Source organism: uncultured Methylobacterium sp. (assembly GCF_964242245.1).
GTDB lineage: Bacteria > Pseudomonadota > Alphaproteobacteria > Rhizobiales > Beijerinckiaceae > Methylobacterium.
In genome coordinates, this window is the sequence record NZ_CAXTBY010000027.1 from 25,866 (window position 1) to 39,577 (window position 13,712).

Consider the following 13,712-nt stretch of genomic DNA (forward strand, 5'->3'; position numbering starts at 1 on the left):
CGCGCGCCACGGAGCGAACGAGCCGGCGTCCTCACGGGGCGCCGGCTTTTCCGTGCGCATCCCAGAGGTTGGCGAGCGTCACGAAGCCCGCGACCGGAACCTCCTCCGCCCGCGCGGTCCCGGCGATGCCGGCCTTCGCCAGCAGCGTACCGGGTTCGGGCGTCAGGCCCTTCAGGCTCTGGCGCATCATCTTGCGGCGCTGCCCGAAGGCCGCCCGCGTCACCGCCTCCAGCGCCCCCGCGTGGCAGGACAGGGGCGTCGCGCGCGGGACGAGCCGGACCACGCTCGACGTCACCTTCGGCGGCGGCACGAAGGCCGAGGGCGCTACGTCGAACAGGATGTGGGCGTCCGTCCGCCAGCCGCAGAGCACGCCGAGGCGGCCGTAATCGGCCCGCGCGGTCTCGTCGGCGACGATGCGCTCGGCGACCTCGCGCTGGAACATCAGCGTGGCGGAGTCCCACCAGGGCGGCCAGACCTCGCCGCCGAGCCACCCGGTCAGCAGCGCGGTGCCGACGTTGTAGGGCAGGTTGGCCACGATCCGCGCCGGCCCGCCGCCGATCAGCGGGCGCGGATCGAAGGCGAGGGCGTCGGCGTCGATCACCTCCAGGCGTCCGGGATAGCACGCCGCGATCTCGGCCAGCGCCGGCAGCGCGCGCGGATCGCGCTCCACCGCGATCACCCGGGCGGCGCCCTCGGCGAGCAGCGCCCGCGTGAGCCCGCCGGGGCCGGGGCCGACCTCCAGCACGGTGACCCCGTCGAGCGGCCCCGCCGCGCGGGCGATCCGCCCGGTCAGGTTGAGGTCGTACAGGAAGTTCTGGCCGAGCGCCCTGCGCGGCTCCAGCCCGTGCCGCGCCACGACCTCGCGCAGCGGCGGCAGGCCGTCGGGAGCGCTCAAATTCCTCGCCCCCGATCCTGGGGCCTCAAGGGAAGCTTTCTGCAACGGCAGAAGCGCGCGTTCGCCTTCGGCCTCAGGCCGCCGGCAGGAAAGGCCGAGACGTCGGGGCGCTGGTATATCGGGTCACCGAAGAAACCCTCGTCGGCTCGACAGACCCCCTCTCCCGGGCGGGAGAGGGATGGGGTGAGGGATGAGAACCATCCGAAGAGGTCGCGTCCCGCATCCGCAGGGCCGTCGTATGCCCGAGGCGTGCAGGTCGGGATTCCCTCGTCGCGGCTCGTCGCGTGCCCGATGGCGCGTCGATTTTTCCAGCACGACGGCATCCTTCGCGGGTGAGGCGAACGCGCGAGGCCTTCGTGTTCCCGGCTGAAGGGGCGATCGAGGCCAGCGGCCTGCCTCATCCGGAGCGTTCTCATCCCTCACCCCGTCCCTCTCCCGCGAAGGGGGTGGGGACCCGCGTCCCATCGGAGCATCCTCGTCGGCGAGAGGGGATCACAGCTCGTCTTCGGCGTCGAAGTGCGCGGCGGGCACTGACCGGGGCCGGCCGGCATAGGCGTGGAGCGGAATCACGTCCGCGCCCGGAGCGCGCCTGCCGGCGCGCGCGGCGGCGTTGCGCGCCAGCCGGTCCGCGAGGCGGATCGCGGCGATCAGGCTGTCCGGCCTCGCGAGCCCCTTGCCCGCGATGTCGAAGGCGGTGCCGTGGTCCGGCGACGTGCGGATGAAGGGCAGGCCGAGGGTGACGTTGACGCCCTCGTCGAAGGCGATGGTCTTGATCGGGATGAGCGCCTGATCGTGGGTGGGCGCCAGCGCCACGTCGTAGGTCACGCGCGCGCGCGCGTGGAACATCGTGTCGGCCGGCAGCGGCCCGCGGATGTCGAGTCCTTCCGCGCGCAGCCTCGCGACGGCCGGTGCCAGCACGTCCCGGTCCTCGTGGCCGATGGTGCCGGATTCGCCCGCGTGCGGATTGAGCCCGGCCAGCACGAGGCGCGGCTTCTCCAGCCCGAAGCGCTCGGCGAGGTCGCGGGCGACGATGCGGGCGGTCTCCTCCACCAGCGCCTGCGTCAGCAGGCGCGGCACGTCCCGCAGGGGCACGTGGATCGTCACCGGCACGACGGCGAGGTCCGGGCTCCAGATCATCATCACCGGCCGCGGCGGCGGAAGGCCGGGCGGCACCGAGAGCGCGGCCAGGAACTCGGTGTGGCCGGGATGGGCGAAGCCGGCCCGGGTCAGCACGAACTTGGCGATCGGGTTGGTGACGAGCGCGCAGGCCCGGCCCGCGCGCACGAAGCCGACGGCGGCGGTGATCGACTCGATCGTCGCCCCGGCCGAGCCCGAATCCGGCAGGCCGGGCTCGGCCCCGACCTCGGTCCCGCTCGGCAGCGCCACGACGGGCAGCGCCCGGGGAAACACGGCGATCGCCGTCTCCGGGTCGATCTCGGCCACCGGCACCGAGAGCTCGAGGCGGTTGGCCATGCGCTCGATGAAGGCGGGGTCGGCCACGAGGAAGAACGGCGGCAGCGGATCGCGCCCGGCCCGGGCGAGCCACGCCGCCAGCGCGATCTCCGGCCCGATGCCGGCCGGATCTCCGAGGGTCAGGGCGAGGGGTTGCATCGTGTCACGACTTCGTCGGCGGCTTCGCGGTCGAGGACCCACGATGGAAGACCGTCCGTGTAGCAGTCCGGTCCCGCCCCCGCGAGGCGCCTCTCAGCGCACCGTGGCGATACCGTCGGCGGTCGAGCCCACGCCGACGTTCTGGCGCAGGTCCGCCTCGCCCAGCGTCTTCAGCTCGACCCGCAGCAGCACCGTCTTGTTGCTCTCGGTCACGCCGGTGGCGAGCGCGATCGGCGAGACGATATAGTTGAGCGAAACCGTGGTGCACTCGTCCTGATACCCGGCGCCGACGCTCATGCCCGAGAGGTAGAAGCGGCCCGGGTTCTGGTAGATCGGCACGCTTCCGATCGGGTTGGCGAGGTAGCTCGACAGCGCGTCGGCGTAGAGGGTGCGGGTGTCGAGGTAGTGCGTCAGGTCGACGAGCGCCGATCCGGTGACGAACCAGTTCGGCGTGATGTTGTAGGTCGCCGTCGCGGTGACCCCTTCGCGGCGGTGGTTGAAGCCCAGCAACGGCTGCGCCTCGTAGTACGAGTAGAACGCCGACAACGTCAGCGGCAGGAAGGGCGCGAAGCGCGCGGTCACGCCGGTCTCGAATCGGTTGACCTTGAAGTCCGCTTGGTCGAAGCGGGCGCGGGTGATCAGGCTGATGTTCTGGTTCGGCGAGAGCTGGAACCGGCCGACGAAGTCCGAGCGCGTGGTCTCGAGCCCGGAGTCAAGTCCGACATTGGCGATGTCGCCGCGCCGGAACGAGTTCACCCCGGCAAGCTGGATCGACTCGCCGAACATCGCGTTCGCGTACCAGCCCGAGGCCGTCACCACCGAGTACTGGCCGCCGAGGTTGGTCCGCAGGCCGCCCTCGACCCGGTCGTAGCCCGAGAACTTGTCCCATTGGAACAGGGACGTGTCGTCGAAGACGAGGCTCTGCGCGTCCTCGTTCGGCAGATGCCCGATCCGGGTCTCGGAGGGCCGCGCGATGATCTGGGCGATCGGCTCCAGGGTGTGGACGCCGAGCGCTCCGAAGTCGCTGACGAAGGGGTAGCGGTAGTCGAGCCCCACCGCCGGCATCACCCGGCCCGTGAAGCCCTCGTCGATGCTGGCGATCTGCGGCACCAGGGCGTTCTGGTAACCCGAGAAGCTCGGGTTCACGAAGAACGCGTCGGTGCGCAGGTATGCGAACGGCGTGAAGGCTTGGCCGAGGTCGTCGATGAAGGTCCGGCGCCAGGAAAGCTGCGCCGAGGCGCGGGTGTCGGTGCCGGCCAAGCCCCGAACGAGGCAGGTGGCCCGGTTGAACGCCGTGCAGGTCTCGTAGAGCGGGAAGCTGACGCCGTTGACGCTCGGGCTGAACAGGTAGGTGCCGGTGCGCGGGAGACCCTGGAAGTCCGTCGCCTCGCGGGTGAGGCTGGTGATGTTGGCCTGGAACCGGACCTCTCCGCCGAGCGCGCCCGGACCGTTGATGCGCTTGTCGTAGTCGATCACCGGCAGCACCAGCGGCTGCTCCTTCTGCCAGTCGAAGCTCGACAGGCCCTTGAAGTAGTAACCCCGCGCCTCGAACCAGGAGCGGTCGCCCTGGCCGATCAGGTAGGCCGTCGACACCGCCTCGCGGAAGTAGTCGGTGGTGATGGTCTGGTTGCGGATGCGGTAGTTGTCGAGGAACCACTTGTCGGTGACGCCGACGAGGTCCCAGCCGGTGCGCCAGCGCTCGTTGATGTAGAACCGGCCCTTCGACTCGACCGAGCCGCGGAAGTCCCGGTCGCCCGCGCCGAGCGGTCCCGGCAGGAACGCCGACGGCGTCGTCTGGAAGATGCCGGACACGCGCAGGTTGTACGTGCCGGTATCCAGGCGCTGGCGGAACTCGGCCTGACCGAGCACGCCCTGCCGGCTGAGGAAGGACGGCGTGACCGTGAGGTCGTAGTCCGGCGCGAGGTTGAAGAAGTACGGGACCGCGGCGCCGGAGCCGAGCGCGGTCGAGGAGATGAAGCGCGGGGTCAGGAAGCCGCTCTTGCGCTTCACCGTCGGATCGGCAGCCTCGAAGTAGGGCAGGTAGGCCACCGGAATCCCGGCGATCTCCAGGGTCGAATCCTCGAAGTAGAGCGTGTGGGTCTCGTTGTTGTGGATGATCTTGGTCGCCCGCACCTGCCAGAGCGGCGGCGTCTCCGGATGGTCCCTGCACGGCTCGCAGGCGGTGTAGGTGCCGGCGTCGAAGGTGGTCTGCTCGCCCTCGGCGCGCTCGCCGCGCGGGGCCGAGAAGCGGGTGCGGACGGTCTCGCCCTTGGTCTCGACCGTCTGCTGGATGCGCAGGGCGTCGATGAAGCCGTTCCTGAAGTCGTCGGTCAGCTCCATCCGGTCGCCGGTCACCACCGATCCGTCCTGGTCGGTCAGGCGGGCGTTGCCCTCGGCGAAGACCCGCGACGAGGCTCGGTCGTAGCGCACGCGGTCGGCCTGGAGGGTGCGCGGGCCGTAATGCAACTCGGCGTTGCCGCGCGCGGTGACGGTGTTCTTGTCGTTGTCGTAGATCAGCTCGTCGGCCTCGACGAGGAGCTTCTCGCCGGGCTTTCCCGCGGCGTCCTTCTTCGCGCCGGGGAACGCCTGCGCGAGCGCCGGCGCGGCGCCGGCCAGCGGGGCGATGCCCGTCAGCGCCAGCAGCCCGATGGCGATCGCGATGTCGGCGACCCTACGCAACGCGTATCCCAATCCCCGTGACGAGCCGCGCCACCCTGCTCAAGATCACCCCCGTCCCCGCCCCGGCGTCAGCCGTCTTCCTGGTACAGAAGCGTGAGCGTACCGAGAAGGCTTCCTACCACGGCCGGGAACCACGCCGCCACCGGTGCCGCGACGATCCCCGAGGCGCCGAGGCCTTCCATCAGTTGCCGTGCGACGTACAGGACGAACCCGGCCGCGACCCCGCCGAGGACCAGCTTTCCCACACCACCAAAGCGGAAGAACCGTAAGGAAACGGTTGCCGCCACCAGGACCATGGCCAGGAAGAGAACCGGCCGCGCCCACAGGACATCGTACTGGAGTCGGTAGCGGGTGGCATCCAATCCTGCCCGCTCCGTGCGCGCGATCGTGTCGGGTAGTTGCCAGAATGGCACGGATTCGGGGGGGGTGAAGCGCTGGCGCACTTGTCCCGGATCGAGGGTCGAGGCGATGAGGTAGGTGCCGAACGCCTCCGGCGGTGCGCTCGGGGTCAGCACGCGCGCCTCGGTGAGCTCCCAGTATCCGTCGTGGAGCGTCGCCCGCGCGGCGATGATCTGCGCGACGAACAGGCCCGCATCGTCGAAGGTGAAGACCTCGACGCCGGCCAGAACCGTCGTGCCCTCGATCGCGGTCTCGGCGCGGATGATCGCGCCGCCGTCGAGGCTCTTCTGCCGGATCCAGATGTCCTTGCCGGAGGAGGCTTTGGCGGACTTGGCGAAGATCCTGGCCTCGATCTCGGTCGAGCGCTGCTTCATCATCGCCGAGACGGGGTTGTAGATCCCGACCGCGACGGCGCCGAGCCCCAGGGCGACGACGAAGCCCGGCTGGAGGAACTGCCACGCCGAGATCCCGGCCGCGCGCGCCACGACGAGCTCGAGCTTGCGCGAGAGCTGGAGCAGGGCCGCCATCGAGCCGAACAGGACGGCGAAGGGCAAGACGCCCTCCGCCACCGCGGGGGTGCGGTAGAGCGAGAGCTGCGCCATCAGCCCGGTCGAGGCGCCCTCCGCGTCGCCCGCGCGCCGCAGCAGCTCGACGAAGTCGAGGGTGTAGACCAGCGCGAAGACGGTGATGAATACCCCGAGCACGGTCCGCACGAAGCGCAGGGCGAAGTAGCGCCCGAGGGTGAGGCCGATCAGCATCCCTCAGCCCGCCGCGAGCCGGGGGCCGCGCCGGCGCCCGGCCAGCGCGCGCGCGATCCGCGTACCCAGCGCGCGGACGGCCGCACCGTGGAAGATGATCAGCGACGACAGGGCGATGGCGATGAGCGGCACGGCGTAGACGGCCGCGACCGCGCCCGCGCTGCGGGCCGCCGCACTCGTCGCGGCGAAGCCCGCGATCCGCAGCGCGATGACCGACAGCACCGCGCCGGCCACCGCGACGCCGCGGCCCTGGCGCGTGGTGCGCGGATCGCCAAGCGCGGCGAACGCGATGAAGGCTAGCGCCAGCGGGTAGAGCCAGGACGAGAGCCGGTCGTGCAGTTCCGCCCGGAACCGGCCTTTCTGGAGCTTGAAGTAGCCCTCGCTCTTGTCGGGGAAGAGCAGTTGCGTCGTCGAGCGCTCGCGGGGCTTGTAGACCGTCTCGGCATCGGGCGGCGCGAAGGCGGCCAGATCGATGGTGTAGCGCGCGAAGGTGAGGATGGAGGAATCGCGCGAGTCCTTCTGCTGTTGGTGCACGCTGCCGCGCTCCAGCGCGAGGTAGCTCTGCCCGTCAACGTCGATCGCGTTGCCGCGCTCGGCCAGGTACACCTTGGTCTTGCCGGCCTCGCGCCGGTCCTGGATGAACAGGCCGAGCAGGGTGCCGCCGGGTCCGCGCTCGCGGAAGTGGAAGGTGATGCCGTTGTCGAGCTGGGTGAACTGGCCCTCCTTGACCACGTTGGCGATGAAGTCGCCGCGCACCCGCGTGATCACGTCGCGCAGCTCCTGGAAGCTCGCCGGCATCACCACGATCGTGATGAACCCGACGAGCGCGCTGACGGCGAGCGCCAGCGTCAGGAACGGGCGCAGGATGCTGCGCGGCCTCATGCCGGCCGCCGACATCACGATCAGCTCGGAATCGCCGTTCAGCCGGTTCAGCGCGTAGAGTGCCGCGATGAACAGGGCGACGGGCGCGATCACGACGACCAGCGTCGGCAGCGACAGGCCGGTCACGAACAGGAAGATGAGGACCGTCTGGCCCTTGGCGGTGACGAGGTCGAGCTCGCGCAGGGCCTGCGTCACCCAGATCGTGCCGGTCAGCCCGATCAGGCAGGCGAGGAAGGCGCCGGCCGCGATGCGGAAGATGTAGCGCGCGATCTGCGTCATCGGCTCCCCCGAAGCGCTGGGCCGGGCGGCCGGACCGTCCGGCCGCTCCCCGGATGGCGCGCGAAGTTGGGCGCTTTCAAGGGCTGTCCGGCGGCTTCCACCACGCGTTGCGTTCTGCGCCTCAGCGGCTACACAGGGCATCGATCGATGCGCGCGGACGAGCACGCGGCGGGGACGGCAGCAAAGGGCAGAAGGCAACGTCATGGCGGACGGCATCACCATCAGCTTCGCCCCCGTCGGCCGGGGCGGTTCCGGGGACCTCGTGGTGTTTGCCGGCGACGACCTCGTGCTCGGTTCGGCCGCCCGCGAGGTGCTCGGGAGCGCCGGTGCCGACCTGATCGCGCGGGCGGCGCCGGGCGAGAAGTTCAAGGGCCGTTCGCTCTCCGCCCTCGTCCTGCCGGCCCCGGCCGGCGTCGATGCCGACCGGCTCGTGGTGGTCGGGGTCGGCTCCGAGAAGGACCGCGCCAAGCTCGAATGGCCGGTGCTCGGCGGCTTCACCGCGGGCAAGGTCTCGGGCAGGCCCGCCCGCGTGGTGCTGGACTGGCCGGGCGCGGCCGTGACGCCCGAGAACGCCGCCGACTTCGCCCTCGGGGCGCGGCTGCGTGCCTACAGCTTCGACCGCTACAAGACCAAGAAGAAGCCCGACGCCGACGACGCGGGCACCACGGCGCTGACCCTGATGCTCGCCGGGCACGCCCAGGCCGAGCAGGCCGCCGCGGCGGCGGCCGCGGTCGCCGAGGGCGTGACGCTCGCCCGCGACCTCATCAACGAGCCGCCGAACGTCCTGACGCCGGAGGAGTTCGCCCGCCGCGCCGCGGCGCTGACGCGGCTGGGCGTCGAGGTCGAGGTGCTGGAGCCCGCCCGGATGCGCGAGCTCGGCATGGGCGCGCTGCTCGCGGTGGCGCAGGGCTCGGCCCGCGAGCCGCGGGTCGTCGTGATGCGCTGGAACGGCGGTCCGGCCGGCGAGGCGCCGGTCGCCTTCATCGGCAAGGGCGTGGTGTTCGACTCCGGCGGCGTCTCGATCAAGTCGGCCGGCGGCATGGAGGACATGAAGGGCGACATGGGGGGCGCCGCCGCCGTCGTCGGCACGCTCCACGCGCTGGCCGCCCGCAAGGCGCGGGTCAACGCCGTCGGCGCCATCGGCATCGTCGAGAACATGCCCGACGGGGCCGCCTTCCGGCCCTCGGACATCGTCACCTCCATGTCGGGCCAGACCATCGAGGTCATCAACACCGACGCGGAGGGCCGCCTCGTCCTCGCCGACGTGCTCTGGCACGTGCAGGGCGCCTGCAAGCCGAAGCTGATGATCGACCTCGCCACCCTGACCGGCGCGATCATCGTCGCGCTGGGCCAGGACATCGCGGGCCTGTTCTCCAACGACGACGACCTCGCGGGCAAGCTGCACGCCACGGGCGAACTGGTCGGCGAGCGGGTCTGGCGGATGCCGCTGATCCCGGCCTACGACAAGGCGATCGACTCGAAGTTCGCCGACATGAAGAACACCGGCGGGCGCCACGGCGGGGCGGCGACGGCGGCCGCCTTCATCAAGCGCCACGTCAACGACGTGCCGTGGGCGCATCTCGACATTGCCGGCGTCGGCATGTCGTCCACGGCCTCCGAGATCAACCGGAGTTGGGGCGCCGGCTGGGGCGTGCGCCTCCTCGACCGCCTCGTGCGCGACCACTACGAGGCGCGCTAGCCCGGCCGTGCGCTCCGGAAGAGGGCATGAGGGCCGCGACCCTCGTCCCTGGTCGCCGGAACGGGCTTCAGCCAGCGCGCGGCCCGGCCGGATTGGTTCGCTCGGTACTTCTACGTCTTCTTCCTCGACCGCGACCCGCTCGACGCCTTCGCCCTGGTCTACGGCCTCGCCCTCGACGCAGGGCGATCGCATGTGGGCGTTATCTTCTCCGACCCGATCCGACGTGTTGCGGACCGCGTCAGCGACACCCCCGTCATCCCGGGGCCGCGCAGCGGAGCCAGAACCGCCGACGGAGCCACGGTCTGCGCCGTCGGCGGCTCTGGGTTGCACGCCTCCGGCGCGCCCCTCCGGGTCCGGGCCCGCCTGCGGCGCCCCGGAACCGACGGCGGGGTTGGCCAACGCGCGGCAAGCCGAAGGATCTCAGGACGACGTCGACCTTGCGTCCCGCTTCGGAGAACGATCATCTCACGCGCGATCGCCCTGCTCTCGGCGAGGGACTCGGGCCCTGGCCGCGCCGGGCGTTCACGGGCGTCGAGGCACGCCTCGCGGCGGCGATGATCCTGGTCGCCACCCTTCCGCACGCCATCGTCGCCGCCGTCCGCGCGGCGGCGGGTCGAACCGCGTGCTGAGCCGCGCGACCCTTGGGCGGTGCTGGCTTCGACACCGAGCGCTCTGGCCATCGTTCTTGCCCAAGCCGGTTCGATCCCGCAGAGTCCCGCCCGAGGGCGTGCCGCAGGCCATAAGAGCGCCGCCGCGAATGCGGCGCATCAGGGAGAGCTGCCGTGATCCAGGACAGCCGGGCACCGCGCCCGTGGCTTGCCGCCTATCCGCCGGGCATGCCGGCCGAGATCGACGCCGACGGCCTCGGCACCCTCGTCGACCTGTTCGAGACCAGCACGGCCCGCTTCGGCGGGCGGGCGGCGGTGACCTGCTTCGACGCGTCGATGACCTACGCCGCGCTCGGCGCCGCAGCGCGTGCCGTGGCGGCGTGGCTTGAGGAGCAGGGGCTTTCCAAGGGCGACCGCGTCGCGATCATGATGCCCAACGTCCCGGCCTACGCGGTGGCGATCTTCGGAATCCTGTGCGCCGGCGGCACGGTGGTCAACGTCAACCCGCTCTACACGCCGCGGGAGCTGGCAGCCCAGCTCAACGATTCCGGCGCGCGCATCCTCTTCGTCCTGGAGAGCTTCGCGTGCACCGTCGCCGAGGCCCTGCCGGCCCTGGACCTCGACCGCGTCGTCCTGGCCGGGCCCGGCGACGGACTCGGGCTCAAGGGACGCGTCGTCAACCTGGCCGCCCGCCACATCCGGCGGACGGTGCCGCCCTTCGCCCTGCCGCCGGGCCTCGCGGTGCGGCTTCCCGCGGTGGTTCGCGCGGGCCGGGGGCAGGCGCGCAACCCCGTCACGGTCACCCCGGACGACCTCGCCTTCCTGCAGTACACCGGCGGCACCACCGGCATCGCCAAGGCCGCGATGTTGACGCACCGCAACATCCTGATCAACGTGGCGCAGAGCCAAGCTTGGTTCGAGGCGAACGAGGCGGCGGAGCGGGTCATGGTGACGGCGCTGCCGCTCTACCACATCTTCGCGCTGACCTGCTGCTTCTTCTTCTTCATGCGCACCGGCGGCACCTGCCTGCTGATCCCGAACCCGCGCGACGCCGACGGCTTCGTCCGGACACTGGCCAGGAGCCGCTTTACCCACGTCTCGGGCGTCAACACCCTGTTCAACCTGCTGAACAACCACCCGAAGATCGACACGGTGGACTTCTCGCGCATCGACTACGTCGTGGCCGGCGGCGCGGCCGTGCAGAGCGCGGTCGCGGCCCGCTGGAAGGCGATCACCGGCAGCACCATCATCGAGGGTTACGGCCTGTCGGAGACCTCGCCGGTCGTCTGCGTCAATCCCTACCGGCTCCGGGACTGGTCCGGCACCATCGGCTACCCGCTGCCCTCGACCGAGGTGTCGATCCGCGGCCGTGACGGCATGCCGGTGCCCGTGGGGACACCCGGCGAGATCTGCGTGCGCGGCCCGCAGGTGATGAAGGGCTACTGGAAGCGGCCCGACGAGACGGCGCGCGCCACCACCGCCGACGGCTTCTTCCGCACCGGCGACGTCGGGGTGCTGGAGGCGGACGGGCAGGTGCGGATCGTCGACCGGATGAAGGACATGATCCTCGTCTCCGGCTTCAACGTCTACCCGAACGAGGTCGAGGACGTGCTGGCGGCCCACCCGGGCGTCCTCGAATGCGCGGTGGTCGGAGCCCCCCACGACGAGACCGGTGAGATGGTGGTGGCGCACGTCGTCCTGAAGGATGCCGCGCTCACGGGCGACGCGATCCGCGCCCACGCCCGCACGCAGCTCACCGGCTACAAGGTGCCGCGCCGCATCGTGATCCGCGACAGCCTGCCGAAGACGAACGTCGGCAAGGTGCTGCGCCGCGCCCTGCGCGACGAGGCGCCCTCGGCCTGATCGCCGCAGCCCGTAACCCGGCGTCCACGCCCGCCGTATACGAGGTGCGCCGCTTGCGCGGGACACCGGGCGGACCGATTTCGGGTCGCAAGCGCCGCATCCCCGAGCGGCCAACGCGGTGTCAGGAGATGTCCATGTTGATCAAGCGCAGGCGCGGCTGGGAAATCCCCGAGCCCCTCGCCACGCCGGAGGCGGTCTTCCTCAACCGGCGGGCGCTGCTCGGCGGCGCGGCCGGCCTCGCGGCGGCCTCGATGCTCGGCAGCCGCGGCGCGTGGGCGGCGGACGGTCCCTACCCGGCCGCGCGCAACGGCGCCTACATCCTCGACCGCCCGGTGACGCCCGAGCGCTTCAGCGCCGACTACAACAACTTCTATGAGTTCGGCACATCGAAGAGCGTGCTGCCGGCCGCCGACGCCCTGAAGGCCAGCCCGTGGACCGTCAAGATCGAGGGCCTCGTCGACAAGCCGTTCGAGATCGGCGTCGAGGATCTGATCCGGAAGGTCGGGCTCGAGGAGCGGCTCTATCGCCACCGCTGCGTCGAGGCGTGGTCGATGTCGGTGCCGTGGACCGGGTTCCCCCTGTCGAAGCTCGTGGCGCTGGCCAAGCCCGCGTCGGGCGCGAAGTACGTGCAGTTCACGACCTTCCTCGACCGCAAGATGGCTCCGGGGCAGCGCACGTTCTATCCGTGGCCCTACGTTGAGGGGGTGACGATGGAGGAGGCCGCCAACGACCTCGCCTTCGTCGCCACCGGCATCTACGGCAAGCCGCTGCCGAACCAGTTCGGCGCGCCGATCCGCCTCGCGCTGCCGTGGAAGTACGGGTTCAAGTCGATCAAGTCGATCGTGAAGGTCGCCTTCGTCGCCGAGCGGCCCAAGACCTTCTGGGAGGCGCTCGGGCCTTCCGAGTACGGCTTCTGGGCCAACGTCAACCCGGCGGTGCCCCATCCCCGCTGGAGCCAAGCGAGCGAGCGCGTGCTCGGCACCGACGGCCGCGTGCCGACCCTGATCTACAACGGCTACGGCGCGCAGGTCGCCGGCCTCTACAAGGGGCTGGAGCAGGAACGGCTGTTCGTCTGAGCGCTTCCCGTGCCTCCCGCGTGATGATCGAATCCCGCGGGAGGCACCACCTGCCGGCTGGAGCGGAACTTGGCTGCGTTGAATCGTTGAGGGTTTTCGTCCGGCGCCTGATGTGATGCCATTCGTGGCTTTCGCAGGAGGCCCCCATCCGTCTCCGTTGTCCGTCGACTTGCGCGCGTGCGTGGTGGCCGCTGCAGGGCGGAGCCTCCCGCCGTCAGGCAGCCGAACGCTTCGGGGTCAACTCGGCCCACGCGGTTCGCTGGCACGAGAGCTTCGCCCAGGAACGTCGAGTTGCGGCCAAACCGATGCGTGCCGATCAGCGCTCGCACACGATCGAGGCGCAGGCCGATCCGATCCCGCAGGATTACCAGGCCAAGCCCGAGATCTTCCTGCGGAAACGGCTCGCGACGTTGGCAAAGCGCGGTCTGCGGGTAGGCGTGAGCAGCCTGCCGCGCTTCTTCAAGCGGCGCAATGCTACGCGTGAAAAACTAAGCAGACTTGCGTTGGCAGGCCAACGCTTCATCCGCTTAGATTCTTGTTTTGTCGCAGGTTTTTATCGGAAAGCCGCAGGGCACTTTTCCGAAACCTGCTTAGGCAAAGCTGGCTGTCGAGTAGAGCGTTCGAGTGCGGCGACATAGGCGTCGGGATCACGCCGGAAGCGGGTTCGCGCGGTACGGGCCTGTTACCGGTGTTCGATCTGTCGCCGCGGGTCCTGCCCACTGTGCGTGATCGACACGACCGCGTTCGGGTCTGCATGAGGCCTGAAGGCGTGCGGCGATGCCGGCTACGAGCCTCACCGATTCGCGCAGCACCGCGCTTGGCGAGGCCGTCCTGCGGCCGGTGGCGCGCCGTCCCGGCGCATCCGGGCTCGCCCGCTCGATGCCAGCTCGATCGGCGGTCGGTATGCTGCGCATCGGTCCCTCCGCCGCGCCGCCGATCGAGGACGGGCCGAACGTCCTACCG

At 70.8% G+C, this 13,712-nt stretch carries 9 protein-coding genes and 1 pseudogene; 5 read left to right on the forward strand and 5 right to left on the reverse strand.

The window, feature by feature from the left end:
- Nucleotides 1-31 precede the first annotated feature (31 nt).
- From rsmA to lptF, 5 genes are all read right to left on the reverse strand, one after another.
- The gene (rsmA, locus tag ACFE8Y_RS08785; RefSeq protein ID WP_375464012.1) at nt 32-895 is read right to left on the reverse strand and encodes a 16S rRNA (adenine(1518)-N(6)/adenine(1519)-N(6))-dimethyltransferase RsmA; all 864 of its coding nucleotides are present in this window, start codon (nt 893-895) and stop codon (nt 32-34) included.
- A gap of 492 nt (nt 896-1,387) precedes the next feature.
- Nucleotides 1,388-2,506, reverse strand: a complete 1,119-nt coding sequence (gene pdxA / locus ACFE8Y_RS08790; protein ID WP_375464013.1) for a 4-hydroxythreonine-4-phosphate dehydrogenase PdxA — start codon at nt 2,504-2,506, stop codon at nt 1,388-1,390.
- A 93-nt stretch (nt 2,507-2,599) separates the two neighbouring features.
- The gene (locus ACFE8Y_RS08795) at nt 2,600-5,185 is read right to left on the reverse strand and encodes an LPS-assembly protein LptD (protein WP_375464014.1); all 2,586 of its coding nucleotides are present in this window, start codon (nt 5,183-5,185) and stop codon (nt 2,600-2,602) included.
- 68 nt (nt 5,186-5,253) lie between these two features.
- Nucleotides 5,254-6,342 (reverse strand): LPS export ABC transporter permease LptG, encoded by a 1,089-nt coding sequence (gene lptG / locus ACFE8Y_RS08800; RefSeq protein ID WP_375464015.1) that lies wholly within the window; start codon nt 6,340-6,342, stop codon nt 5,254-5,256.
- A gap of 3 nt (nt 6,343-6,345) precedes the next feature.
- A complete protein-coding gene (gene lptF, locus ACFE8Y_RS08805) occupies nt 6,346-7,503 on the reverse strand; it encodes an LPS export ABC transporter permease LptF (RefSeq protein ID WP_375464016.1) in 1,158 nt (385 codons plus the stop codon).
- A 202-nt stretch (nt 7,504-7,705) separates the two neighbouring features.
- On the opposite strand from lptF, the gene ACFE8Y_RS08810 reads away from it, so the two are divergent.
- The 5 genes and pseudogenes from ACFE8Y_RS08810 to ACFE8Y_RS08830 all read left to right on the forward strand — a co-directional run.
- Nucleotides 7,706-9,202, forward strand: coding sequence for a leucyl aminopeptidase (locus tag ACFE8Y_RS08810; RefSeq protein ID WP_375464017.1), 1,497 nt, complete (start codon nt 7,706-7,708; stop codon nt 9,200-9,202).
- Nucleotides 9,203-9,984: 782 nt separating this feature from the next.
- Nucleotides 9,985-11,673 (forward strand): AMP-binding protein, encoded by a 1,689-nt coding sequence (locus ACFE8Y_RS08815; RefSeq protein WP_375464018.1) that lies wholly within the window; start codon nt 9,985-9,987, stop codon nt 11,671-11,673.
- Nucleotides 11,674-11,807: 134 nt separating this feature from the next.
- Nucleotides 11,808-12,749, forward strand: a complete 942-nt coding sequence (msrP, locus tag ACFE8Y_RS08820; protein WP_375464019.1) for a protein-methionine-sulfoxide reductase catalytic subunit MsrP — start codon at nt 11,808-11,810, stop codon at nt 12,747-12,749.
- 115 nt (nt 12,750-12,864) lie between these two features.
- Nucleotides 12,865-13,237 (forward strand): annotated as a pseudogene (locus ACFE8Y_RS08825) (helix-turn-helix domain-containing protein); the annotation flags it as partial.
- Between the two features lie 289 nt (nt 13,238-13,526).
- Nucleotides 13,527-13,712, forward strand: a 186-nt coding sequence (locus tag ACFE8Y_RS08830) for a hypothetical protein (RefSeq protein WP_375464020.1), incomplete at its 3' end; no start/stop codon positions are given.